Annotated in this window: 22 protein-coding genes and 1 pseudogene; 7 read left to right on the top strand and 16 right to left on the bottom strand. The window is 40.0% G+C overall.

What is annotated here, in order from left to right:
* Positions 1 to 16: 16 nt before the first annotated feature.
* The 9 genes from HMPREF3263_RS02190 to HMPREF3263_RS02230 all read right to left on the bottom strand — a co-directional run bounded on the left by HMPREF3263_RS02190 (position 17) and on the right by HMPREF3263_RS02230 (position 10693).
* On the bottom strand, positions 17 to 292 hold the full coding sequence (locus HMPREF3263_RS02190) for a hypothetical protein (RefSeq protein ID WP_005698923.1): 276 nt from the start codon (positions 290 to 292) through the stop codon (positions 17 to 19).
* A gap of 2 nt (positions 293 to 294) precedes the next feature.
* A complete protein-coding gene (pgaC, locus tag HMPREF3263_RS02195; RefSeq protein ID WP_005698886.1) occupies positions 295 to 1536 on the bottom strand; it encodes a poly-beta-1,6-N-acetyl-D-glucosamine synthase in 1242 nt (413 codons plus the stop codon).
* Positions 1537 to 1545: 9 nt separating this feature from the next.
* Entirely contained in the window at positions 1546 to 3462 is a 1917-nt protein-coding gene (pgaB, locus tag HMPREF3263_RS02200) for a poly-beta-1,6-N-acetyl-D-glucosamine N-deacetylase PgaB (RefSeq protein ID WP_005698849.1), read from the bottom strand.
* A 27-nt stretch (positions 3463 to 3489) separates the two neighbouring features.
* Positions 3490 to 5907: a poly-beta-1,6 N-acetyl-D-glucosamine export porin PgaA gene (pgaA, locus tag HMPREF3263_RS02205; protein WP_005698938.1), complete on the bottom strand. Its 2418-nt coding sequence runs from the start codon at positions 5905 to 5907 to the stop codon at positions 3490 to 3492.
* Between the two features lie 200 nt (positions 5908 to 6107).
* Positions 6108 to 6875, bottom strand: a complete 768-nt coding sequence (fecE, locus tag HMPREF3263_RS02210; protein ID WP_065285711.1) for a Fe(3+) dicitrate ABC transporter ATP-binding protein FecE — start codon at positions 6873 to 6875, stop codon at positions 6108 to 6110.
* A complete protein-coding gene (gene fecD, locus HMPREF3263_RS02215; protein ID WP_065285710.1) occupies positions 6875 to 7858 on the bottom strand; it encodes a Fe(3+) dicitrate ABC transporter permease subunit FecD in 984 nt (327 codons plus the stop codon). Before fecD ends, fecE begins: the two co-directional genes overlap by 1 nt.
* Complete coding sequence (gene fecC, locus HMPREF3263_RS02220) at positions 7858 to 8847, bottom strand: iron-dicitrate ABC transporter permease FecC (RefSeq protein ID WP_049364733.1); 990 nt, start codon at positions 8845 to 8847, stop codon at positions 7858 to 7860. Before fecC ends, fecD begins: the two co-directional genes overlap by 1 nt.
* The gene (locus tag HMPREF3263_RS02225) at positions 8847 to 9737 is read right to left on the bottom strand and encodes a Fe(3+) dicitrate ABC transporter substrate-binding protein (protein ID WP_049380757.1); all 891 of its coding nucleotides are present in this window, start codon (positions 9735 to 9737) and stop codon (positions 8847 to 8849) included. Before HMPREF3263_RS02225 ends, fecC begins: the two co-directional genes overlap by 1 nt.
* 89 nt (positions 9738 to 9826) lie before the next feature.
* Positions 9827 to 10693 carry a DMT family transporter gene (locus tag HMPREF3263_RS02230; RefSeq protein WP_070852902.1) on the bottom strand — a complete coding sequence of 289 codons (867 nt, stop codon included), beginning with the start codon at positions 10691 to 10693 and terminating at the stop codon, positions 9827 to 9829.
* Between the two features lie 112 nt (positions 10694 to 10805).
* Here HMPREF3263_RS02230 and msrAB point away from each other — a divergent pair, with 112 nt between their 5' ends.
* Positions 10806 to 11867: a bifunctional peptide-methionine (S)-S-oxide reductase MsrA/peptide-methionine (R)-S-oxide reductase MsrB gene (msrAB, locus tag HMPREF3263_RS02235; RefSeq protein ID WP_005698917.1), complete on the top strand. Its 1062-nt coding sequence runs from the start codon at positions 10806 to 10808 to the stop codon at positions 11865 to 11867.
* Between the two features lie 9 nt (positions 11868 to 11876).
* On the top strand, positions 11877 to 12353 hold the full coding sequence (locus tag HMPREF3263_RS02240) for a redoxin family protein (protein ID WP_070852903.1): 477 nt from the start codon (positions 11877 to 11879) through the stop codon (positions 12351 to 12353).
* A gap of 43 nt (positions 12354 to 12396) precedes the next feature.
* On the opposite strand, the gene HMPREF3263_RS02245 is transcribed toward HMPREF3263_RS02240, so the two are convergent.
* The 5 genes and pseudogenes from HMPREF3263_RS02245 to HMPREF3263_RS02265 all read right to left on the bottom strand — a co-directional run bounded on the left by HMPREF3263_RS02245 (position 12397) and on the right by HMPREF3263_RS02265 (position 16130).
* A complete protein-coding gene (locus HMPREF3263_RS02245) occupies positions 12397 to 12942 on the bottom strand; it encodes a carboxymuconolactone decarboxylase family protein (RefSeq protein ID WP_070852904.1) in 546 nt (181 codons plus the stop codon).
* Positions 12943 to 13063: 121 nt separating this feature from the next.
* Positions 13064 to 13432 (bottom strand): annotated as a pseudogene (locus HMPREF3263_RS02250) (hypothetical protein); the annotation flags it as partial.
* A 69-nt stretch (positions 13433 to 13501) separates the two neighbouring features.
* Entirely contained in the window at positions 13502 to 14335 is an 834-nt protein-coding gene (gene manZ / locus HMPREF3263_RS02255; protein WP_032822538.1) for a PTS mannose transporter subunit IID, read from the bottom strand.
* 10 nt (positions 14336 to 14345) lie between these two features.
* Positions 14346 to 15143 (bottom strand): PTS mannose/fructose/sorbose transporter subunit IIC, encoded by a 798-nt coding sequence (locus HMPREF3263_RS02260; RefSeq protein WP_049368118.1) that lies wholly within the window; start codon positions 15141 to 15143, stop codon positions 14346 to 14348.
* Positions 15144 to 15161: 18 nt separating this feature from the next.
* The gene (locus HMPREF3263_RS02265) at positions 15162 to 16130 is read right to left on the bottom strand and encodes a mannose/fructose/sorbose PTS transporter subunit IIB (protein ID WP_065422563.1); all 969 of its coding nucleotides are present in this window, start codon (positions 16128 to 16130) and stop codon (positions 15162 to 15164) included.
* Between the two features lie 297 nt (positions 16131 to 16427).
* On the opposite strand from HMPREF3263_RS02265, the gene HMPREF3263_RS02270 reads away from it, so the two are divergent.
* The 3 genes from HMPREF3263_RS02270 to HMPREF3263_RS02280 are packed head-to-tail and all read left to right on the top strand — an operon-like array spanning position 16428 to position 19891.
* The gene (locus HMPREF3263_RS02270; RefSeq protein WP_049376038.1) at positions 16428 to 16904 is read left to right on the top strand and encodes a DMT family transporter; all 477 of its coding nucleotides are present in this window, start codon (positions 16428 to 16430) and stop codon (positions 16902 to 16904) included.
* 48 nt (positions 16905 to 16952) lie between these two features.
* The gene (locus tag HMPREF3263_RS02275; protein WP_049376039.1) at positions 16953 to 19688 is read left to right on the top strand and encodes a YdbH family protein; all 2736 of its coding nucleotides are present in this window, start codon (positions 16953 to 16955) and stop codon (positions 19686 to 19688) included.
* Positions 19685 to 19891, top strand: a complete 207-nt coding sequence (locus HMPREF3263_RS02280; RefSeq protein ID WP_049376040.1) for a YnbE family lipoprotein — start codon at positions 19685 to 19687, stop codon at positions 19889 to 19891. The genes HMPREF3263_RS02275 and HMPREF3263_RS02280 overlap by 4 nt, the downstream gene beginning before the upstream one ends.
* Positions 19892 to 19986: 95 nt before the next feature.
* On the opposite strand, the gene ygiD is transcribed toward HMPREF3263_RS02280, so the two are convergent.
* Positions 19987 to 20772: a 4,5-DOPA-extradiol-dioxygenase gene (gene ygiD / locus HMPREF3263_RS02285; RefSeq protein ID WP_049376041.1), complete on the bottom strand. Its 786-nt coding sequence runs from the start codon at positions 20770 to 20772 to the stop codon at positions 19987 to 19989.
* Between the two features lie 302 nt (positions 20773 to 21074).
* Between ygiD and HMPREF3263_RS02290 the strand changes: the two genes are divergently transcribed.
* On the top strand, positions 21075 to 21443 hold the full coding sequence (locus HMPREF3263_RS02290; RefSeq protein ID WP_032827390.1) for a rhodanese-like domain-containing protein: 369 nt from the start codon (positions 21075 to 21077) through the stop codon (positions 21441 to 21443).
* An 83-nt stretch (positions 21444 to 21526) separates the two neighbouring features.
* Here HMPREF3263_RS02290 and HMPREF3263_RS02295 read toward each other — a convergent pair whose 3' ends face one another.
* Positions 21527 to 21994 (bottom strand): single-stranded DNA-binding protein, encoded by a 468-nt coding sequence (locus HMPREF3263_RS02295; protein ID WP_005698907.1) that lies wholly within the window; start codon positions 21992 to 21994, stop codon positions 21527 to 21529.
* 162 nt (positions 21995 to 22156) lie between these two features.
* On the opposite strand from HMPREF3263_RS02295, the gene uvrA reads away from it, so the two are divergent.
* Positions 22157 to 24988 carry an excinuclease ABC subunit UvrA gene (uvrA, locus tag HMPREF3263_RS02300; RefSeq protein ID WP_070852905.1) on the top strand — a complete coding sequence of 944 codons (2832 nt, stop codon included), beginning with the start codon at positions 22157 to 22159 and terminating at the stop codon, positions 24986 to 24988.
* Positions 24989 to 25098: the final 110 nt, after the last annotated feature.

Genomic DNA, 25098 nt, shown 5'->3' on the forward strand with positions numbered 1-25098 from the left:
TTAAGATTTTTTTGATCTATTCTTTTGCTACGGTGAGAATAGACCAAACATAAGCCAATACTACCAATACTGCTGATACAGTAAACATAATACTGACAATATCAAGGAACAATAAACTATCAATAATTGGTTTGGTGAAGATGCGATCCGCATATCTTGCTACAAAAGTGATGACATAACCCCATAAAGCCCATGTAGCAATATCTAATAAAGCGCTTTTGGTTTTTATCAGTAATGGAAGGCTTCTGCCTTTATTAATTACCATTAATTGTTGTAAAGTAGCCGTTGTCATATTTAAACTCCTCTGTCAGGGCTTGTCCATACAGCTAATTTGGACTTGTTTCTAAAAATTGCTTTTGGAATCCCTACTAGCAGAGTTACGGTATTGAGTAACCAATAAACATAGGGATACCAAATGCAAGAAATTCCATATTGGATCAATCCTTTTTCATAACGTGAATCTATATATAGACTTAAGAGGCACTGTAAGAAGAAGGAAAAAAACATGATCGATATATTCGTTTCAAACAATTCCATGTTTTGAATACCCATACCTAAAATAAACTTGCGGTATAGTGCAAGTGCAACCAATATAACTAATAAAATTGCCCAACTCGCAGTAACTAAATATTCTGCGTACATAGGCCACAAACGGCGGTTTTTCCATCGCCAGACTTGTGGGAAATATTTCAGAATAGTTTCAGCTCCGCCTTGTGCCCAACGTAAACGTTGTTTATATAAACCGGAAATGCGTTCAGGCATTAGTACCCAGCATAAGGCTCTAGGTTCATACATTATGTTGTAACCAGCGGTTTGAATTTTCCAACTGATATCAATGTCTTCAGTGATCATATTGGTGCTCCAGCCGCCAATTTCTTCCATTATTTCTTTTCGAAATAGACAGCATACGCCAGATACAGTGAAGATTGTTCCCATTAAGCTTTGTGCTCGTTTGATTAGACCGATGATGGAACTAAATTCAGAGACCTGTAATCGACCTAAGATGGTACTACGGTTACGTACACGAGGATTACCTGTAACGGCACCATAAGAACGGTTTAATTCAAGGGATTGGACCATGTAATCGATAGCATCGAAATCCAATACGGCATCGCCATCAATACAAGCGACGTATTCCCCTTTAGCGACTAATAGGCCATGATTTAATGCACTGGCTTTACCCTGGTTTTCTTGATGAAGTGCAATAACACGTTTATCCGCTTTTGCCCAACGTTCAATAATGTCGCCCGTGTTATCTTTGCTACCATCATTGATAAAGATGAGCTCATAATTTGGGTATCTAAGCTGAAGTAAATAAGGGATAGCCTCATCTAAATTATCTCCCTCGTTGTAGCAGGGCACCATAATGCTGACCATTGGGACTCGCTCTTTTGGCATTTGCTGGAAAGTTGGTTGCCCGAGCTTTCCTTCCATAAAAAGGTAATAACAGAGGCTTGCAGTTACCCAATATATTGCCATTCCAGCAGGATACATAAATACGAAGATGCTAAGCATTTCTAAGAATTGTTGATTCATAATCAATCCTTATGGTTTACCCACATTAGTATTTATTGAAAAGTGCGGTTTCATTTTGCCTAGGTTAGGTTGATTATTTAAGAAATTGTCTGGGTAGTAACCATAACTATAAATATGGTTTTGTTGCAGTAATTTCATCCAATCAATGAGTTCTACTTCTGGAATTGGCTTTTGGGTTCTCCAATTCACTACTTGAAATTCAAATAGGACTTTATTTAATGGCACTTGCGCTTTGACTTTTTCAATGAGAGATGAGAACCATCGATGAGCTTCTTTTTCTGAAATAGAATGCTCGTTTTCCATATATGGCATTGCCATAATTGCGGTTGTATCATAATTTTCAGTGAGCGTTTTTAAATTTTGAGCTAACCATTCTTCTGCATTTGGATCAGTAATAACTGATGCATAAAGATTACGAGCAGTTTTAAGTGAGTAAGAGCCACGTAAGAAATAAGGTTTTAAGGCATCACTAAGTTGGTGGGTTAAGCTAATAAGATCTCGTGTTTTTTGTTTGGCTTGAGAGCTAACAACTCCGGTTGCATGATTACCTTCGTTTCCTTCAAAATCAGTTAGAAATGCATCATCATGGAATAAAATGCCATTAAATTTGGCATAGAAAGATAAATCGTTGTAAATAGATTTAATAATTTCAATATTCTTACGATTATAGGGGGAAAGACGTAAATATGACTCTTGTGATGGTTTTCCAGTACGGCTATCGATAACATATTCTGCATCTTTTACTTTATTACGTAAATCAAAGGCAAGCACAGGCATCCAAGCATATACTTCAACACCAGCACGGGTTTGTAATTGCCATGCTATACGGCCAAAAATATCATCTCGAACAGGTAGATATTGGTTTGGAAAATATAAAGCGTCAGCGACACCATTCCCATCCTGATCAGAGAACGCTTGAAGATAAACGGTTGTAATTCCATAGTTATGAATTCTTTCAATAAGTTTATCAAGATTTTTAGCTTGCTGTTTTTTATCTACATCGTAAACATAATCTAAGTCAATATGCACTACACGTTGAATTTTACGTTCTTCATCTACTCTGTTTAAATAGTTTTTTATTGTGGCTAAGTCAGTTTCAGTATTTAACAATAAACGGCCTATATGTCTATCCCCGACCTTGTTGATAAGCTTTTCTCCTAAAGAAAAATGATAGGGCATGTCTGTTTGTTTGGCTGTTTCAACAGCAATATCATTAAATTGTCCATAAGGCCATACCATAATTCGAGGTTTTTTCCCAATATGATTGAAAATAGTTTGAGATGAATGTTTAAAATCTTCTAATAACCTTTTTTGATAGGATTCTTTAGTTTCATATTTACCATTTTTATATTCAGGTACGATTGCTGCAGGTATTTTGCTACCAGCAGGGTTAGCATTTACCCCTTTATGCATATCATGAGTATGAGAGGCTATTTCAACTAGACCGCTTTGCTCCATTTCTTTTACTTGTTCCCAGGTAGCAAAGACGGAACGATCTAGTATTTTATCGGCATAATGAATTTTTTGATTTTGAGGTGTATCCAACCAACTGGTTACAGGTGCAAAAATAGCTGGATAGTTGTACGCTTTTAATAGTGGAAAAATAACGCTATACATAGTTTCGTAACCATCATCAAAGCTTAATAGTACTGCATTATCGGGTAATGTACCTTTCCCATTTTCCGCATCAATGACTTGCTGCCAGCTAATAATGTTGTACTTATTTTCTTTAAGCCAGTTGAAATGTTTAATTAACAATTCGGCCGAAATGGTTTGTGGAAAATAGATTTTTTTATCTTTAGATGCTGTTTCATCCACGACCGAATGATAAGCCAGAACACTATAGCGTTCTTGAGCAAAAGAAAAAGCAGATAAAAGAGAAATAGAGCAAATAATTGCTCTGAAAATATTTTTTAGAGATTTCATAAACATAGTACCGCTTAATAGAATTAATTAGTAATAAATTGAAAAAGTTAAATTTCCAAAGTTATTAAATTCAGCTGAGCCATCATAAATATTTTTTTTACGGCCAACTTCATAGGATATTGCATAGCTTTTCCCAATGCGCCAGTTGTGGCTATAACTAATTGACCACATTTTCTCTCGGTATTGTTCAGCTTGTTTATAGGCACCTATACTAGCTTTAAGATGATGAGTTAAGACTAAACCATAGTTTAGGGGTTGGTAGTAACTTAAATCGGCGCCAAATTCTACGCTTATTGTTTTTGATGGGTTGTAGTATTCAGCTGAATTTATGGTTTTATTTTTGCTGTAGTCTACTCTGAAATTATTAGTAAGCGCCCAACGATCATGTTTGAATGTATTGAGATTCAACCATAAATTGGCTTCTTTTCTTAAGTTGCCGTCATCAAATTTCATGACGCTGCCACCTAGCCCAGCTTGGAAAATATCGGAATAGGAATACGTGGTAGAGAAACCAATATCTTTAGTATACACACCTTTATTGATAGCTTTAATTGGGGTATCACTACTATTGATATTGGCATCTAAATTAAATGCCCAATGTTGATTAAGAGTGTAATTTACCTCTGTCGAGAAGTATGCTTTTTCATTGAGCTTAATACCTTTGCCGCTTTCTATTTTTAATTGAAGCGGATAGAAATTAAATTCTGTTCCTACGCCAATTCGACGAGAAATGAGGCTTTCTTTATCATAAGGAGAGCGAGTTTCTAAGTAATGAACATAGAGATCATGCCCATTTGCAGTCTTGGGTGTATAAATAGCGTAATCTTGGTGGCTTTCGTTATGATAATTTGCTGGTGATGTACGATGTTGTAAACCGATATTACCAACTATCTTTCCTAAAAGAGCCCGATCATAACTATTGATTAATGTTTTTGCAGATCGACGTTGATCTTTATCCATAGCATTCAATGTTTTTGAAACAGTTGAAAAATCATTTTGGCTTAATGCAATTTCAGCTAGGCTTTTGCGAGATTCCAGTTGGTCATTTTCATTTAAAAAATAGCTCGCTTTTTCAGCCCAAAATTTAGCGTCGTCATAGTTTTTTCGATTTCTTTCTAATTCTGATTTTTGTAACATTACCCAAGGGTCACCTGGGGTTTTATTGAACACACGATCGTCAATAAGTTGTTGGGCTAATTGGCTATTCCCTCGCCACAATGCAAGATGAGCTAAGCCGAAATATCGTGGGTCATAGCTAGGATTTGTAATTCTAGATGTTCTAGTATAATCATTGATATAAGCATTAGATGTTATTTGCTCTAAATACTTTTGAGCTAACTTAAATTCTCCAGCATCACTTGCAGCAAGAGATAATTTTTGAAGCAAAGCATCACTTACCGCACGTTTATTTTTTGATGTTCTTTGTTCAATATTTTGATAAGTGCTTAGAGCTTTATGTGGCGAGCCTTTTGCCATCCAGTAATCACCAAAGGCTTCTTCTAAATAATCAGGTGTATTAGGCTGAGATTGCAATAATTGAAAGTCATCATCAATTTCGTTGAATTTATTTAGCCGAACGCCCACCACAAAACGATCTTGTAATGTCTGTTGGTAGAGTAGGTGTTGAGGATTAATTTTTGCTAAAAGTGCGGTTAATTCATCAAATGATCTTTCTTGCTGTGTTATTGTTGAGGCATTTTTTGCAGAAACGATAACCTTATCATGTTCTAACCACATAATATCTTTAGAATTAAATTGTTCTGGATAACTGTTTTGCAGTTTTTCTCGTAATGGTTGAACGTTATACTTTGAGGCTAAACGATATAGCTCTTTCATTAAAGTAAGATTTTTAGGATTCTTTTCTAATTGACGTTGCCAACGACCAAGTTTAGCCATATCAGATTCAGTAAAATCAAGTAAGTAACTTTCAGCATCAAGGTAGGCATTATCTAGCCCAAAGTGTTTTCTATAGCTATTTAATGCATGTTTAGCCACATCATAGTTTTTATTTTCTGTCGCAGCTAACGCGGCACCAAGCCATCCATTAGGGTTTTTAGGGTAGAGTTTTTGTAGTTGTAAATAAAAGGTAAGTGCTTGATTATATTGCTTTTCATTTCGAGCTGCTTTTCCCAAGTTTTCTAATTCATTTTGGGAAAATTGAGTAAGCTTACAATTTTGACACAGTGAAAGTGCTTTATCTGATTTATTGACTTTTAGATATAATGCTATTAAGTCATCACGAACCTTTGCATCATGAGTTTTGTCAAATAGGGTCTCAAGCCTAGGAATAGCTTGGTTTAACTGGGCATCTCCTTGCCTAGAAAAGATAATAATTTCTTCTCGTTCAATATCCGTAATTGATTTTTGAGCATAAACTGACGGTGCTACTGAGGTTATCACGCCTGTCAATAGCACCGCCTGAAATGCTTGGGATAGAGATTTCATTTTTTATTCCAACAACAATAAGTAATATTTAATCTATCTAATAACTTACTATTTCAGACAGGAATAATGGTATAGAGTTCCTTTATCTGGTCGGAGTAGTTGTTGAAATATATTTGTATTGATTTATTTTAAATGCAAATAGCTTATCTATAAAAAATAAAAATACACCTATTTAAGGTCTAGAAAGATAGTATTTTTTATTACTTTAAAATAAACATTGGGGTGTTGCTAATGGGATCTCGGTGAATAATGACATCTAAGTCAAACACATCCTTCAGTAATTCTTCGGTCATGACCTCATCAGGTGTACCTTGCGCCATTACGGCACCTTTTTTCATCACGATTAAATGATCGCAATAACGGCAGGCTTGGTTGAGATCATGCAACACTGTAATTACGGTTTTGCCGTTTTGTTGCATTTGTCGCATCATGCCCATGAGTTCAGCTTGGCGGTTTAAGTCCAGATAAGTGGTGGGCTCATCGAGTAGCACTAATTCAGCATCTTGCGCAAGTGTCATGGCTAAGAAGACGCGTTGTTGTTGACCACCGGATAAATCGGAAACCAACTGTTCGGCGAGTTCGGTAGTTTGTGTTTGCACCATCGCCCAATTAACCAATTCTTCATCTTTTTGGCTAAGTTTGCCCCAAAGATTTAAGTAAGGCGAGCGCCCGTAAGCAATCAATTCGCGTACTTTAATGCCTTCGGGAACCAAGTGCTGCTGCGGGAGAAAAGCCAATTCTTGGGCGTATTCTTTAGGGCTTTTTTGCCAAATATCCTGACCTTTATGAGTAATTGAGCCTTGTTTTGGTTTAAGCAAGCGAGCCACTGCTTTTAATGTGGTGGATTTACAACAACCATTTGGACCAATTAACGCAATCACTTTATTTTTCGGGAACTTTAGTGACAGATTTTTAACGACGAGTTTATCTTGATAACCTAAAGATAAATTATTGATTTCAATGCTCATTATTTAGTTCTCATCAATAAGTAGAAGAAATATGGCGCACCGATAATCGCGGTCAGAATACCCGCGGGCAGTTCAGTTGGTGGGTCAATCACCCGCGCCAAAATATCCGAAAGTTGTAATAAGAGGGCGCCAATAATCAAGGCTGCCGGTAATAGGGTACGATGTCTGCCACCGACTAAACGACGGGCAAGATGTGGAGCAACTAAGCCTAAAAAGGCTATTGGACCGCAAATTGCTACGGCTGTAGTGGAAAGGGCTACTGCTAACACTAAAACGCTAATTTGCACTTTATTTACGGTCACCCCCAAGGTGGAGGCTTTGTTTTCACCTAAACCAAGGGTGTCGAGATCGCGACAGAAAATAAATGGCAAGGGCAGTAATATCACTAACCATGGCAATACCACATTCAAATAAGACCAGCTACGCCCCCACAGGCTACCGGTGAGCCATAACATTGCCGTATTGATCTCGACCGGATTGGTAAGCATCAAATAATGACTAATGGCTGCCCACAATGCGGAAAGTGCTACCCCAATGATTGCCATTTTGATAGGGCGGAAGTTAAAACCGCACACGATCCATAAAATGACAAAAGAGAGCACACCACCTAAAAAGGCAAAAATCGGCATCCAGTAAAATGCTAAGTTTGGCAAGAACATCAATACCGAAACAGCAATTAACCCCGCTGCATTGTTAATCCCTAAAATATCGGGAGAGGCAAGTGGATTACGCACCACGCTTTGTACGAGCACACCAGAAATCGCTAAGGCGCCGCCTAATAAAATCGCTAATACCGCACGGGGTAGGCGATATTCCATCAAGGTAAAATAGTTTTTATCATCAGGCTGAAAGGCCGCCCAAATTTCCTCAAAGGAAAGCGTATAAGTGCCGAGACGAATACTCAACCCAAAGAGCAGTACCATTAGACCAAGCGTGAGGACATAAAAGCTGATAGCACGAAAAGATACATGAGAGGTTCGCATTAGTGTCTTCCTCTGGCAAATAATACAAAGACTGGCGCACCGATTAAGGCAAGCACCGCACCAGCAGGCACTTCACTAGGGAAGTTGACCGCACGGGCAATGGTATCTGCAGCGAGCATTAAAATTGCACCGAGTAACATCGCCATAGGGAGCGATTTTCGCAAGTCATAGCCAATCCAGTAACGAGCCAGATGAGGCACGAGTAAGCCAATAAAGGCAACTGGGCCAGCAACACTCACGCTTGAACCTACAATCAATAACGCCATGATGTTAGCGTACCAGCGTAAACGGAAGAGATTGATGCCTAACGAACGCGCAGATTCATCGCTTAAATTGAGTAAATTTAAACGGCTGGCAAAAAGCAGGCAGAAAAGTGCGGTCAAAATAAAGAACGGAAATAACGTCAATAATTCATTCCAACGGGCATGTGCAATGCCGCCAGCTAGCCAGCTCATAATACCGAAGGCATGATCTTCCGCGATAATGAGCACCAATTTCGTGAGCGCGGCACAAAGTAGTGATACGGCAATCCCCGCTAAAATCACTCGGCTACGATCTCCACTATTATCTTTCCATCCGTTGCTGATCAGCATCACCACAAACCAACTCAGACCGCCACCGATACTAGCCACTAAGGCAATGCTATAACCAGAAAGAATCAAGGGGCTAAACGCACTGGCGGTTACCATTGCAAGACTAGCACCCGAGTTCACGCTGAGTAGCGTAGGGGAGGCAAGAGGATTGCGCGTAATGGTTTGTAACAACGCTCCCGCCACTGCAAGATTGGCACCTAAAATCATGCCAACTAATGCGCGCGGTAGGCGTAAATCGGTTACCGTAATTTTTGCAATTTCATCGCCATCGGGGAGAAATGCTTGTAACGCTGCAAGCGGTCGAATTTCGATGGGATAATACAAAAACAGGCTTCCCCATAATAGGAAAGCCAGAATGATAAGGGGAAGTCCCCAACGGAAAGTGGACTTCATCATTATTTTTGTTTCACGAAACCTTCAATTTGTTTTGCCATAATTTTGCTCGCTTCTAAGCCACGACCACGGGCCCACATATCCGAGTCAACGCTGTAAACATGATTTGCTTTTACGGCAGGAATCGCTTTCCAAAGTGGCTCGGCTTCCCATTTCCGGGCAATGCTTTCATCACGATAATGGGCAATGAACAAGTATTCCGGTTTTTCCATCACTAATTGTTCTAGGTTGATTTCCACGAAAGCTTGATCGCTATTGAGTTTAGTTGGCGCAAAGCCTAATGTCGTTAAGAAGCTACCCACATAGCCATTGTCATTTTGGATATTAAATTTATCTTCTCGGGAAGTACCAAATGAGGCTTTTTTGCCTTGCACACCTAAATTTTTTGCAATGTTGGCAATGTAATCATTATGTTCATTGATTTTTGCTTTCATTTCGCTACTTTTACCCACTAAATCACCAATTTTCTGCGCAGTTTCAAGGTTTTCTTGGTAGCTTTCATGACGGGAATCAAACATCACCGTTGGCGCAATTTTTTTCAATTCTTCAAACACCGCTGTGTGACGGGAAGGATCGGCAATAATTAAATCGGGTTTGAGAGAAGCAATCACTTCAAGACTCGGTTGAGAACGCGTGCCAACGGATTGCCATGCAGTAATTTTTTCGCGTACTTGCGGCAAAATACGATCGACTTTGTTATCGTCGGCCACACCTACTGGGCTTACACCGACTTGGGCTAAGGCATCCACAAAAGAATATTCCAACGCTACAACACGGTTTGGAGTTTTATCAAGGGTAAATTCACCTTTGGCATCTTTAACCGTCACGGCACTAGCGAATGCGGATGCCATTAATAATGCGGAAGCTAAAGTGGTTTTTAATAATTTTTTCATGTTGTGTCCTCAATAATAAAAGTGGTTTGATTATACATACAAACAATGCTATTGAGAATAATTATACTTTATATATTGGTCGGATTTCTCTATTTCGCCCGTATTCTAGCAAGCAAACTGACGGCAACAATAATGACTAATGAACCAATCCAGAAATTTAGGCTTGGTACGTTATCCCAGAAGAACCAGTCACAGATGCTGGAGAAAATCACGCCAGTAAAAGCAAAAGGCGTAATGACATTGGCGGGGGCATATTTAAAGGCACGAGTGAGTAATAATTGGAAAATAAGCCCGAATCCGCCCACCAAAAGCAGTAATGCAAATCCATGTAATGTTGGCATTTTCCACTGCGCAATGAAAAAGAGTGGCAATAAAATCGAGCCTAATAAGTGGAAATAAAACACGATATTTTTAGGAGAATTGTGTTTATTGAGCTCTTGTAAGCTGATAAATGCCATGGCAGCTAAGACCGCTGCACCTAAAGCATAGCCTACGTGGATAGGGTTGATATTCATTGAGCCGTTGGTCAGCATAATGATGGATACACCAACAAACCCTATAAAACTGCAAGCTAATACTTTTAATGGCGTTCTCACCTTAAAGAAAAATAGCAGTAAAGGTACAAAAAGTGCGGACGTATTCATCAATAAAATCGCAATGGAAATCGGCAAATATTTAATCGCGTAGAAGGTTAACAACATACTGGCAATGCCGGCGAGGTTACGTAAAATGAGAAATTTCCATTGCGACATATCGACTTTGAAATCCCCATCTTTAATCAAAAAAGGTAGGAGAAAAACAAAGCCAATAAAGAAACGAGAAAATAAAATTTCACTGGACGGTAATTCATCAGAGGCGTATTTTACAAAGACGCCCATTAAGGCAATGCTGATGTAAGCTAATACCATACAAACAATGGCTTTTTGATAATTGTTGCGGAGATGTATGTTTGGCATAAGGGTTCCTTGCACAACGTGCGGTAAAAAATTGCCTTATTTTGTAAGAAAATGGGTTTGTCTTCGTCTAATGAAATGTAAGCTGAAGATTTTTCTATAATAAGGAAAGAAAATGAAATATACAAAAACATTTCTCATATTGACCGCACTTTTTGGCGGTTTGCAAAGTAGTTTAACGTATGCTGATAATCCAACTTTATCAAAGGAGCAAAAAATGACAATGGAAAGCAAACAAGAACAACGCATTATTTATCTTGCTGGTGGCTGTTTTTGGGGACTAGAAGCTTATATGGAACGTATTAAAGGCGTGACTGATGCCGTTTCGGGTTATGCTAATGGAAAAGGCGATACCACGAACTACCAATTATTGCATGCGACAGATCATGCAGAAACCGTGAAAGTGACTTACGATCCAAACAAAATTTCGTTAGATAAATTACTGCAATATTATTTCCGTGTTATCGATCCAACCAGTATTAACAAGCAAGGCAATGATCGTGGCAGACAATATCGCACGGGCATTTATTATCAAAATGAGCAAGATAAAGCCGTTATTGAAGCGGCATTGAAAACCTTACAAAGTAAATATCAAGAACCGATTCAAATTGAAGTAGAACCGCTGAAAAATTATGTGGAGGCGGAAGAGTATCATCAGGATTATCTCAAGAAAAATCCGAATGGTTATTGCCATATTGACATCAAAAAAGCCGATGAGCCATTAATTGATGATAAAAAATACCTAAAACCAAGTGATGCAGAATTAAAGCAAAAATTGACCGCACTTCAATATGATGTGACGCAAGGCAAACATACCGAACGCTCTTTTAGTAACGAATATTGGGATAATTTCGCGCCTGGTATTTATGTGGATATCACCACGGGAGAACCGTTATTTTCTTCTAAAGATAAATTTGAATCGGGTTGTGGTTGGCCAAGTTTTACTAAACCGATTGCCGCTGAAGTTGCGGAGTATCAAAAAGATAATAGCTTTAATATGACTCGCATTGAGGTGTTAAGTCGCAGTGGCCATGCCCATTTAGGCCATGTGTTTGATGATGGTCCGCGTGATAAAGGTGGTTTACGTTATTGCATCAACAGTGCATCAATTAAGTTTATTCCATTAGATGAAATGGAAAAACAAGGTTATGGTGATTTGATTCCTTTTGTGAAATAAGAGGGCAAAATGAGAAAAATATTGACCGCACTTTTATTGTTTTTAAGTCCATTGAGCTTTGCTCAAGAGAAGGTGTCTTTAGCTGATGTTTCTTTAAAAACGTTGGATAATCAAACCGTCACCTTATCACAATATGAAGGCAAACCGCTTTATATCAAAATGTGGGCATCTTGGTGTCCAATTTGCTTAGCGGGCTTAGCGGAAATTGATGATCTTAGTGCAGAAAAGAATCTTGATTTTAATGTGATTACGATTGCCTCACCAGGACAAAAGAACGAACAAAATAGCTCAAAATTTATCAATTGGTATAAAGGCTTGGACTATAAAAATATCACCGTATTATTGGATGAAAATGGTGAAATCATTAAACGAGCCAATGTATTAGGCTATCCGTTTAATTTGTTATTGGATAAGGAGTTAAATCTTATCAAAGTTCAGCCAGGCCATTTAAATTCAGATCAAATAAAACAATTTGTGAAGGAATAAAAAAGTGCGGTCATTTTGGACCGCACTTTTTATATTGGCTTGATTATGCAAATGCTTGTAATTCAGGGTTGATTGGCGTTTCAGCGATGTTGTTCACATAGTTACATAATGTGGCGAGGCTGACACCTAAAATGACATCAATGGCATTTTCGTGGGTATAACCCGCATCAAAGAACGCTTTAAGTTGTGCTTCCGTTAATTTTGCTTTTTGCAAAATAACGGCAAGAGTGAAGCGCGCTAAAGTATCGAGTTTTTTATCACTTTCAATACGAGCAGTTGCACGAATTTGGTTCACAAGCTCTTCTTCAAGTTTTAACACTTTTAAAGCGATCTTCGTGTGGCCTGCTACACAGAAACCACACCCATTGACTACTGCAGCGGTAATTTGCACCACTTCACGTTCTGTTGCCGTTAGGCTATTACGACCATTAATGCCACCGACTGTGCGATAAGTTTCAAGTGCAGTAGGGGCATTTGCGAGAACACCAATTAAATTTGGAATAAACCCATTGGCATTTTGTACGGCTTTTAAGGCTTCTTGGGCTGCTTCAGGGGCTGATTCAATAGTGTGAATTTTAAATTGAGACATAAACTACTCCTAAGGGATAAATCATAAATTTCCGCTTGATAATACCTGTCTAAATTTAGTAAGAAAAAGAAGAAAAGCTTATTTCATATAGCCAAAAGTTATGATTATTTTGGTGTCGCTAGGCTAAATGTGTTTTGACGACAGACAGCAATCTCTCCAACTCTTTTTTGCCTTTTTCGGAAAGCACTTTGTTGTCGCGCAACATTTGGGTGGCTCGAGCTTCAATAAAGCGGAGATAATCGCTGTTTTGGGTTGCTTGGAATTGCTTTTCGGCTAATTGCATTTCTGTGAAATCTTTATTGGTTTGAGCAATCAGCATTTTTTGCCCGATTAATACAATCAGCGCGGCAATTAAGGCGATGACGGCACCATAGCCATTAGTGGGGTAATAAAGAATGCCCGCCAGAATAAAAAGTGCGGTCACTAAATTGGATGAATTTTTAATATAGCCTTCAGCTGGTGGTGGCTTAATGAGATCTTTCAGATTCATAGGATTTATATGTCATGCTAAAAATTTGCCTTCCCTCAAGTGAAAGAGGGAAGGCAATATCATAATGTATTAGGCTAATACACCAAAATGATAGCCTAAAATACCTACGCCGAATAGGGCGAAGATGATGTACATAGCGTTGATTTTTTTACGTAATAAATACATACATAAGAAGGTTAAACCTAACGCTGCAAGGCCAGGGAGAAGGTCATTTAACACGCTTTGCACAGTGGTAACCACTTCTTCGCCCATTTGGTTTTTATAGCGAGAAAGTTCTAATGGAATGTTGATACTCGTCCATTTCGATACCAGTGAGCCCATGACAAAGAGACCGAGGATAGACGCCCCCTGCGTCAATTTTTGTAAGCGGCCACCGCCCATATCGTTAACGATGGTGGTGCCTTTTTCATAACCATATTTAAAACCATACCAACGAGTTAACCCACGGCAAAGGTTAATACCGATGAAGAAAAGCAATGGCCCTAAAAGGTTACCGGTAATGGCTAAGCCCGCACCAAGTGCCGCTAGTACAGGACGTAATGTTCCCCAGAAAATTGGGTCACCCACACCGGCTAATGGTCCCATTAAACCGACTTTCACCCCGCTGATTGCTGAGTCATCAATATCGTTGCCATTCGCGCGTTCTTGTTCCATCGCGGCGGTTACACCGATGATAGATGAGGCTACCCAAGGCTGGGTGTTGAAGAATTCTAAGTGGCGTTTTAATGCCGCCGCTTGATCTTCTTTTTTGCTGTAAAGACGTTTAATGGCTGGGATCATCGATACACAGAAACCCATTGCTTGCATACGTTCAAAGTTGAAGGAACCTAGCAAGAAAGTTGAACGCCAGTAAGTGCTACGAATATCGCCTTTTGTTAATGATTTTTTAGTTTGTTCAGTCATAATTTCTTCCTTATAGTCCTTCAAGTTCATCGTCAGCTAATTCACGTTTTGCAACTGCTTGTGGAGCAGTAGATTGATGGAAACGTGGGTTTAATTGAATGTAAATCATCGCTAAGCATGTGCCTAAAATACCGAGACCTACAAGGTTGTAATTGGTGAAAGAGGCGATTACAAAGCCTAGGAAGAAGAATGGCATTAATGCGCCTGCACGCATCATATTGATGACCATTGCATAACCGACGACTACGATAAAGCCACCGGCAATTTGTAAACCGCGAGTGACCACTTCTGGAATGGCATTCAATGCTTCAGTCACCGTATCTGTACCGGCCACTAACGCAACGAAGAAGGTTGGAATTGCCACACGTAATGCTTGTAATGCAAGACCGCTGAAGTGACAGAATTCAATGCCACGGAAGTTCGCTTTTGCGGCAAAATCATCGGCTTTGTGTTGAAGGAAGATGGTTAAAGTACGAACGAAGATCGTTAATACTTGACCTGCTGCCGCTACTGGAATCGCAATCGCTAATGCGCTCCCTTTATCTTGGCCGCCTTTGATGACGAGGATAGTTGCAATCACACTGGCTAATGCTGCATCCGGTGCCATTGCCGCACCGACGTTCATCCAGCCTAATGCCACTAATTCAAGGGTACCACCGACAATAATACCGGTTTCTAAATTACCTAATACTAAACCGATTAGGGTACAAGCAACTAAAGGACGATGAGTTTGACGTTCGTCCAATACACTACCCATACCGCAAATGGCGGCAACGAGCGTGACTAAAATAATTTCCATTGTTGTCATAATGAATTGTCCTCGTAATTAAAATTGAATTGCATCAAGCTCTTTGTGCGTGAGCATTGATTTCGGGCTGCTTGCCACTTGTTGTAAGCTTAATTCCACACCTTTATCTAAAAGCTGTTTAAATGCGGCGACATCTGTTGGGTTGACCGCAACAGCTTGAGAAATAAGTTTATCGCCTTCGCGATAGGTCATACCGCCCACATTGACCTTATCAATTTTCACGCCACCCTCGATTAAACGCAGGATGTCTGTTGGGTTGGTTACCAACCAAAGAATGTTTTTGCCTGCATATTTCGGGTTGTGATACACCTTAATCGCTTTTTCCACAGGAATCACATAAGCTTTCAAATGTTCAGGGGCGATTTGAAGTAATAAATCACGACGAAGTGGATCATTCGCTACATCATCATTTACTGCAAAAATCGCTTCACATTTCACCGCTTTTGCCCAAGAGGTTGCTACTTGACCGTGGATCAAACGGCTATCAATACGCAACAAGGAAATGTTCATATTGCCAGAAAGTGCGGTTGGATTTGGAGCGGTTTTTGGTGCTTCAGCTGGTTTGGCTGCTGGCGTTGGAGCAGGCTTGCTTTCTTTAGGTTGACGGAAGGATTTTACGGCAGCGACCCCGACTTCTTTCGCGGTTTCTACCAATTCATCTAAGCTGGCGCCATCTTTGGCATCGAGCACTTCTAGTAACATCGGTAGATTAATGCCAGTGACGATATCGGTATTATTTCTTTCACTGGCGACTCGGCTTGCCGCGTTATAGGGGCTACCACCAAATAAATCAACCAGAAAGAGCACCGGTTCGTTTTCAGGCAGCGTGGCAATAATCGCATTATATTTCTCGATTAAATGCTCACCGCCTTCACCCGGTAAGAAAGTCACGACATGGCAGTTTTCATCTTCGCCATACACCATAGCGGCGGAATTGACGATTTCTTCAGAAAACTTACCGTGCGTTGCAACGATAATGTGGGTCATGGATATTCCTCCCATTGAGTTGATAAAATCAGTCTATTTTGCTTTCAATACGTTAGGCAAACGATTGCTTCAAATGGAGTCAAGTGTATTGATTTGAAGATTACCGTCAAATCAAGAATAGTCAAATGGTGATCGAGATCAAATAAACAGGTAAGATGACTTACAACTTTTGAGGTATTTATAAATGAAATGCAAAGTGCGGTAGATTTTTGATTATTTTTTCAGAATGGAAAGCATTTCGCGACAAGACAAATAGGAAAAGGTTAAAATAAGCCAAATTTTCTGTTGGGAGTTTCAATGTTTTTTGTTTATCTCATTATCGCCTTAGCGGCAGGTGTCGCACTCGCCACGCAATCGGCAATTAATACACAACTCGCGAAAGCCATGAGTGGCGAAGCGGTGATCGCGACCTTTATTTCTTTTGCCGTGGGAACAATCGTTCTCTTTTTTATTGCTTGGGTGAAAACCGATTTATGGGGAAATTTGTCTGCTATCCCTTCACAACCTTGGTGGAAATTAATCGGTGGGGTACTTGGTGCAATCGTCGTCTTCACAACGGTTTTGCTTGCACCTAAGCTAGGTATTACCGCGATGTTATTTTTTATCATCGTCGGACAATTAATTACTGCAGCTACTATCGATCATTTTGGTCTTATCGGAATGCCGATTCGAGAAGTAAATATCACGAAATTTATCGGATTAATTATTGTCGCCTTTGGATTAGTATTTTATTTCTTTGGGGATAAGTTGGTTGAGCTATTTGGGGCGAGATAAGATAGAATACGCCTCTATTTATTGAGTAATCGCGTAATTGGGGAATCTATGCGAAAGCGTTGCCTGTGGGCTTTGATTATTTTGTTGCTCTTGATCGTAGTAAGCGTTGGCTTATTACGCGTTTTTGCGACCCCGAAACGTGTGGAACAACTTGCAAATCATTTTTTAGCACCGCATTATCACATTGAATTAGCCGATGATTGGCAATGGGAAGCAACAGGTTTAACGCTGCCAGAGCTAAAAGTGAAAACAGACCAATGTACCCTCGTAAACCTCAATGATGCGCAACTCACTTGGTGGAATACGCATAGTCTTGATATTGAAAAGGCTAGCTTGAATTATGATTGTTTAACTCATTTACCAAGCGATAACGCTGAAAACACACCACCAAATTTGACCGCACTTTGGGCGGCATTGCCTATTTCTGATGTTAAAGTTAAACACGTTCAATTAACAAATACCGACGCACTAAGACAAGCCGCTTTACAGCCTTTTTTATCAGCTGATTGGGCGTTAGATGCCAACTATAACGGTAACCAATTAGCACTTGAAGTCCAAGCGAATAATGACGGGCTTGAGCTACATCACCAATCCACTATTACGCCACGAGATGGAATCTTTCAATGGACGGGTAATACTGATATCAAGCAATCAGGCGATAAAACCTATAATCTTCATTTTACTGCGAATTTTGAGCCTGATCTTTCTCAACTTCCTCAACAAGGAAATGTTTTATTCAATTGGAATAACCCAGAACTTGCTGTAACCAAAGGCGAGGCAAAAGTGTCGTGGCAAGGTGCGGATGGTCAGTTAAATGTCCAAGATTTAACGGCAAATTCGCCGTTGTTGGATGTGCCTTTCGTCTTCACCAAAGACGGTTTGGATATTTCATGGGGGAAATTTTATTGGACCTTCGACAGCTATCAACCTATTAAAGGTTTCCTTGGGTTATCTATTCACCGTGCGGCAGAAGGCTTATTGCCGTTAAGCATTGATATGAACGTGATCTTGCAAACCTTTGGCGAAATGGGCAAAGGGGAGATCGTGATTTCAGGAAAGAACGGTGAAATCGGTGGTGGCGATGACAATAACGAATTAGATTTTGAGCTGAAAACACGCGGGGATTTGCGTTATAACTCGACGGTGGCTTTTACCAATTTAACCTATCATTTTGGCGGAATTTTTACGCATCCCGTGGTGTATTTTTATCCGGGGTCGGTCTTTAAAATGGATAACGAACAAGAGGGCACCAAATTACATGTTCGTTTACCGTTAGATGACATTATTATCGGTCGTTATGGCTTAGAAGGGCGTTTGCAGGCAACGTTAAATGGCACAACCCCGCAGTTTGAAAATCTCAATTTAAAATTAGACGGAAACGCCCACGAGTTTATTGCGGGTATTAAAACCGTGTTTGACTTCCGAGATGAAGAACATAAGTTGCAGTCGGTGGAAAAACAAGCGACAAACCGTTGGGATTGGATTATCAATGGCAGTGCAAACTGGAAATCCTTAAATACGCCAGTCAAAATGGAAGGTAAAGGATTTTGGGAAGCCGATCATATTGAATTAAATCAACTTTCTGCTCATTCCAAAGAAGTCAAAATGAAAGAGGTAAAAATGGCGCCACTTTCATTGGAACTTAAAGATCGACTCCGCTGGGATTATGAAGAAGAACATATTCGAGGCTTGTTACAAGCGAAAACTGATTGGATTGAACTGGCTTATGGCGGTCGTTTTGTTTCGCCTGTTTTTGGCTTAGGCATTGATGGTAAGAGTATCAGTAACTTCAATTTTGCAGGTGATTTAAAGGCGGGCTCGCTTGGACCTTTAGATGTTTTGGGTGTATATCAGAATAGTGTACTTTCAGGTGAAATTAGTTGGAAAGAACAATCCGCAAAAGTATTCCAATCACTCTTCCCACAAAAATGGAACTGGTTAATTCATGAAGGGAGCATCAAAGGACAGAGCAAATTCGTGATTAATACCAATGGCGTGAAAATGGGCGGAGAGCTGAATCTGAAAGGCGGCAAAATCACCATGCCAGATGGTGAAGTGTATGGCTTGAATATTCGTTTCCCAATGAATTATGAAAACGAGGCATTACAAGTGGCTTCGGGCAACCCAATTCATGTTTCGACTAAAAATATTCGCTATGGAGCGCTTTCTGTCGCAAATGGGGAATTAGATTTATTTGGTCGTTACCCGAATACCATGAAAAATCCACTTATCTTAAAAAATGTTAAGGTGTCCTTATTTGATGGTGAATTGACGATATCTCAGCTCACTTTCCCACAAAGTAAAATGGCGACACTTTCTTTTACCAATATCGATTTAGCCCAAGTGTTAGCTTTGGCACAATATAATCAAGTAACCTTAACTGGCCGTGCTAATGCGACCCTGCCATTTTGGTTCGGACATAAGGAATGTTTGATTTGTAATGGCACATTGGAACAAGTTGGAAATGTATCCATCAAATTAACCGATGAAATGATAAAAGGGCTGAAAAAAGGCGGTTGGACAGAGAATATTTTGGTGGATTTATTAAAAGAAATGGAGTTGAAGAACTCCCATGCGACTGTGACGCTCGATCCGAAAGGACAAATGACGTTGCGTGCGAGCATTAGTGGATTTAATCCAACCAAGCGAACTAATAATCCGATAACGTTAAATTATACGCACCAAGAAAATATGTTTGAATTGTGGAATATGATTGACTATGGCTCGCAATTTGAACAAAATCTGCAATATAAACTTTATAAACAATTAGACAAAGATAAATGATAAAACACTTTAAATTTCAACCGCACTTTTTTATTTGGGTGGCAATGTTCACGCTTACAGCTTGCACGCCGACCATTCAATTGGATACACCAAAGGAAGGCATCACCATTAATATGAATGTGGTGGTGGACCATAATATTAAAGTGGAAATGGATGAAAAATCTCAGAAAGCAGTGAGCGAAGTTGATCCTGCGAAGAAATAATTAAATCAATTAAAAAGGCCATCTGAATGTTAGATTTCAGATGGCCTTTTTCTTTTAAAGTGCGGTCAGTTTTCCAAATGTTTTTTGCAAATATGTTATCCCACTAAAACCGACGTCATGCTGAGAGATCCTGCAATCAAATTATCATTGAAAAACGTAATATCATCTTGCGGTTCTCGTAATGCCATGATGTACAGCAACGGCAAATAATGATCTGGTGTTGGCACAGAAAGCTCGGCTTTTTCGCCTAACTGTTCATAATGCACCAAAGTTTCATCATCTTGTATCGCAATCGCCTGATTGACCGTTTCACGGAAAGCAAACGCCCAGTCATAACCCGCGCCGATTTGGTCGATATGCTCCCAACTTATCGCTCTTAGATTATGCACAATGTTGCCACTGCCAATAATCAGCACGCCTTGTTCTCGCAAAGCAAATAATTTTTTCGCCAAGTTGAAATGCCACTCTGCCGATTGCAAACGGTTAAGGCTCAGTTGCACCACGGGAATATCAGCATCGGGATACAGATATTTCAATACCGCCCAAGCACCATGATCAAAACCACGTGTTGGGTTTAGCTCGACATTTTCCGGCTGTAATAATGACCGCACTTGCTCCGCTAGTTCAGGTGAACCGGGTGCGGGATATTGCACTTGACTGAGCTCATCAGGAAAACCGTAGAAATCGTAAATCATTTCAGGGTGTTCACCAGAGGTTACCTGCAAACGGCTGCTATACCAATGTGCGGAAATCATCAAAATGGCTTTTGGTTTTGGAACGTTTTGTGTGATTAGGCTGAAATTCTGGTTGAACGGGTTTTCTTTATCTAATACGTTCATCGGGCTACCATGTCCAACAAACAATACAGGCATTTTTTTCATTATTTTCTCCTCAATATTTGATGGAGTAGATTGTACGGTTAAATCTTTGTGTGAAAAATACTACTTTATGAACAACATCTTTTACTAATCAGAAATAATGAATAATGAGGTTTAGAGAGATTGATGTGTTAAATAAGGTAAATATTACAAAGTTCGGTTAAATTTTACGAAAATTTTACTTAAAATTTACTTCATTTACAGTTTATTATCTTTATATTTAGGCGTATGATGACTATTAGTTTTACATAACCCCTAAATTTATTTAGGTAAATATATTATTTCTATTTAATGGAGATTGAATGATGAAAAAATTACTAGCAGCAGCAATTTCAGCGGTTGCCATTACCACCTCTTTTGTTGCTCATGCAGATGTTACCCCGCAAGCCAAACAAAGTATGGTACAACCAGAAAAAGCAAAAGGTGTTTGGATTGATGTACGTTCTGCCGAAGAATTTAATGCTGGCCATTTACAAGATGCGGTGAATATTCCACATGATAAAATCATTGAAGGTGTTAAAGCGCTTGGTTCAGATAAAGATGCACCGATCAATCTTTACTGCCGTAGCGGTCGTCGTGCCGAAGCCGCACTCACTGAGTTGAAAAATGCAGGCTATACCAATGTAATCAACCATGGCGGTTATGAAGATTTGGTTAAAAAAGGTTTGAAATAAACAACATATTATTTAAAGCAAAGATCCCCTAGATTCAGAATTTAGGGGATTTTTCTTATGTAATAATCTTGTATCAATACAATTTAGAATGGAATGTTGTCATCAAACGCATCCATTGGCGGCTCAGCTTGTGGTGCTGGCGCAGATTGAGCTGGACGAGATTGATAGCTTGGTTGTGGTGCTGATTGTGCAGGTGCATAACCGCCCATCTCTTGATTGCGACCACCTAACATTTGTAAGTTATCACCTTGGATTTCAGTGGTGTAACGATCTTGGCCATTGTTATCTTGCCATTTGCGGGTTTTTAAACGACCTTCAACATAAACTTGTGAACCTTTGCGTAAGTATTGACCCGCAATCTCCGCTAAACGACGATATAACACGATACGGTGCCATTCGGTCACTTCACGGCGTTCACCCGTGTTTTTATCTGTCCAGCTTTCACTTGTTGCCACGCTGATATTCGCTACCGCTTCGCCATTTGGCATTGTGCGGATTTCAGGATCGTTACCTAAGTTACCCACGATGATTACTTTATTAATACCTGCCATAGAATCCTCTATATTTTAGAAATAAGGTGAAAAATTTTGGTTATTTTGCCTTAAAAGAAACAAAAGATCCATAAAAATTAACTGGATATTTGCACAGATATTGAAATATGCGATAATGGTCGCAATTTTTGAATTTATTTTCTTAAGACAATCGCTTTTTTTATGGATACTATCGACATTCGTGGGGCTAGAACCCACAACCTCAAAAACATCAATTTAACCATTCCGCGCGATAAATTAATTGTGATTACAGGCTTGTCCGGTTCGGGCAAATCTTCTTTAGCATTTGATACGCTTTATGCGGAAGGGCAGCGCCGTTATGTAGAATCGCTCTCAGCTTATGCGCGTCAATTCCTTTCTTTGATGGAAAAACCAGATGTGGATTCGATTGAGGGCTTGTCACCGGCGATTTCTATTGAACAAAAATCTACGTCTCATAACCCGCGTTCAACCGTGGGCACGATCACCGAAATTTACGATTACCTGCGTTTGCTGTTTGCTCGCGTAGGGGAGCCGCGTTGTCCAGATCATGATGTGCCATTAACGGCACAAACCATCAGCCAAATGGTGGATAAAGTCCTAAGCTTGCCTGAAGAAAGCAAAATGATGTTGCTTGCGCCTGTGGTGAAAAACCGTAAAGGTGAGCATGTTAAGCTGTTAGATAGCTTGGCTGCACAAGGTTATATTCGCGCAAGAGTTGATGGTGAAATCTGTGATTTATCTGATCCGCCTGAACTTGCTTTACAGAAAAAACATACCATTGAAGTGGTGGTGGATCGCTTTAAAGTGCGGTCAGATTTAGCCACACGTTTGGCGGAATCTTTTGAAACGGCTTTGGAGCTTTCTGGTGGTACAGCGGTTGTGGTAGATATGGATGATCCTAAAGCTGAAGAGTTGGTTTTCTCAGCAAACTTTGCTTGTCCGCATTGTGGCTATTCTGTACCAGAATTAGAGCCTCGCTTATTCTCATTTAATAACCCGGCAGGGGCGTGTCCAACTTGTGATGGTTTAGGTGTTCAGCAGTTCTTTGATGAAAGCCGTGTGGTGCAAAATGAAAGCATTTCTCTCGCGGGCGGTGCGGTGAAAGGTTGGGATCGTCGCAATTTCTATTACTATCAAATGCTTACCTCGTTGGCGAAACATTATAAATTTGATATTGAAACGCCATACGAAGATTTGCCACAAAAAATTAAAGATATTGTGATGCACGGTTCAGGCAAGGAAGAAATCGAATTCCAATACATGAACGACCGTGGCGATGTAGTGATCCGCAAACATCCTTTTGAAGGGATTTTGAATAATATGGCGCGCCGTTACAAAGAAACGGAATCTATGTCTGTGCGCGAAGAATTGGCGAAAAATATCAGCAACCGCCCTTGTGCAGATTGTGGTGGCTCGCGTCTTCGTCCAGAAGCTCGTAACGTGTATATCGGTAATATTAACTTGCCACAAATTTCAGAGAAAAGCATTGGTGAAAGCCTTGAGTTTTTCCAAGGACTCACCTTAACGGGGCAAAAAGCACAAATTGCAGAAAAAATCCTGAAAGAGATCAGAGAACGGTTAGAATTCTTAGTGAATGTGGGTTTGAATTATCTTTCCCTTTCTCGTTCTGCCGAAACCCTTTCGGGTGGTGAAGCGCAACGTATCCGTCTTGCGAGTCAGATTGGTGCAGGCTTAGTTGGCGTCATGTATGTATTGGATGAGCCTTCTATCGGTTTGCATCAACGCGATAATGAACGTTTGTTAAATACGCTGATTCATTTGCGTAATTTAGGTAACACGGTAATTGTGGTTGAACATGATGAGGATGCCATTCGAGAAGCCGATCATATTATTGATATTGGTCCTGGCGCGGGTGTGCATGGTGGCCAAGTGATCGCACAAGGCACAGCCAAAGAGATTATGGCAAACCCAAATTCGATTACAGGTAAGTTCTTATCGGGTGAAGAAAAAATCGAAATTCCGAAAAAACGAACCGTACTTGATAAAAGCAAACTTTTAAAATTAAAAGGCGCGACAGGGAATAATCTGAAAGGCGTGAATTTAGAAATTCCAGTGGGATTATTTACTTGTATCACGGGGGTATCTGGTTCAGGCAAATCAACGTTAATTAATGATACCTTATTCCCACTGGCTCAAAATGCTTTAAATCGTGCGGAGAAAACGGATTTTGCGCCTTATAAATCCATTGAAGGCTTAGAATATTTCGATAAAGTGATCGATATTAACCAAAGCCCAATAGGCCGTACACCGCGTTCTAACCCAGCGACTTACACAGGCTTATTCACGCCAATTCGTGAATTATTTGCGGGCGTGCCAGAAGCACGTGCGCGTGGTTATAACCCAGGACGTTTTAGCTTTAACGTGCGTGGTGGTCGTTGTGAAGCGTGCCAAGGTGATGGTGTGCTGAAAGTTGAAATGCACTTCTTGCCGGATGTGTATGTACCTTGTGATCAATGTAAAGGTAAACGCTATAACCGTGAAACCTTGGAAATCCGATACAAAGGCAAAACTATTCACCAAGTATTAGATATGACGGTGGAAGAAGCCCGCGAGTTTTTTGATGCGATCCCAATGATTGCACGTAAATTGCAAACCCTAATGGATGTGGGCTTGTCTTATATTCGTTTAGGTCAGTCTTCTACCACACTTTCAGGTGGTGAGGCGCAACGCGTTAAGTTAGCGACAGAGCTTTCAAAACGCGATACTGGTAAAACCCTTTATATTTTGGATGAACCGACAACCGGCTTGCATTTTGCTGATATTAAACAACTTCTCGAAGTGTTACACCGCTTGCGCGATCAAGGCAATACTATCGTGGTGATCGAACACAATTTAGATGTGATCAAAACCGCAGACTGGATTGTGGATCTTGGTCCAGAAGGGGGCAGTGGCGGTGGTCAAATCATCGCGACAGGCACACCGGAAGACGTGGCCAAAGTCAAAGGTTCACATACTGCGAGATTTTTAAAAGATATCTTGGCAAAAGGCTAGAAAAACTAACCGCACTTTTGAATATCATCAAAGTGCGGTTAGTTTTTAATTCGATTATTGAAGGTTAATGAACAGATTGCTATTATCCTAAGCATATAAACGAAGGGGGA

Origin of the sequence: Haemophilus sp. HMSC61B11, from assembly GCF_001838615.1 — a bacterium.
Classification (GTDB): Bacteria; Pseudomonadota; Gammaproteobacteria; order Enterobacterales; family Pasteurellaceae; genus Haemophilus_D; species Haemophilus_D parainfluenzae_AD.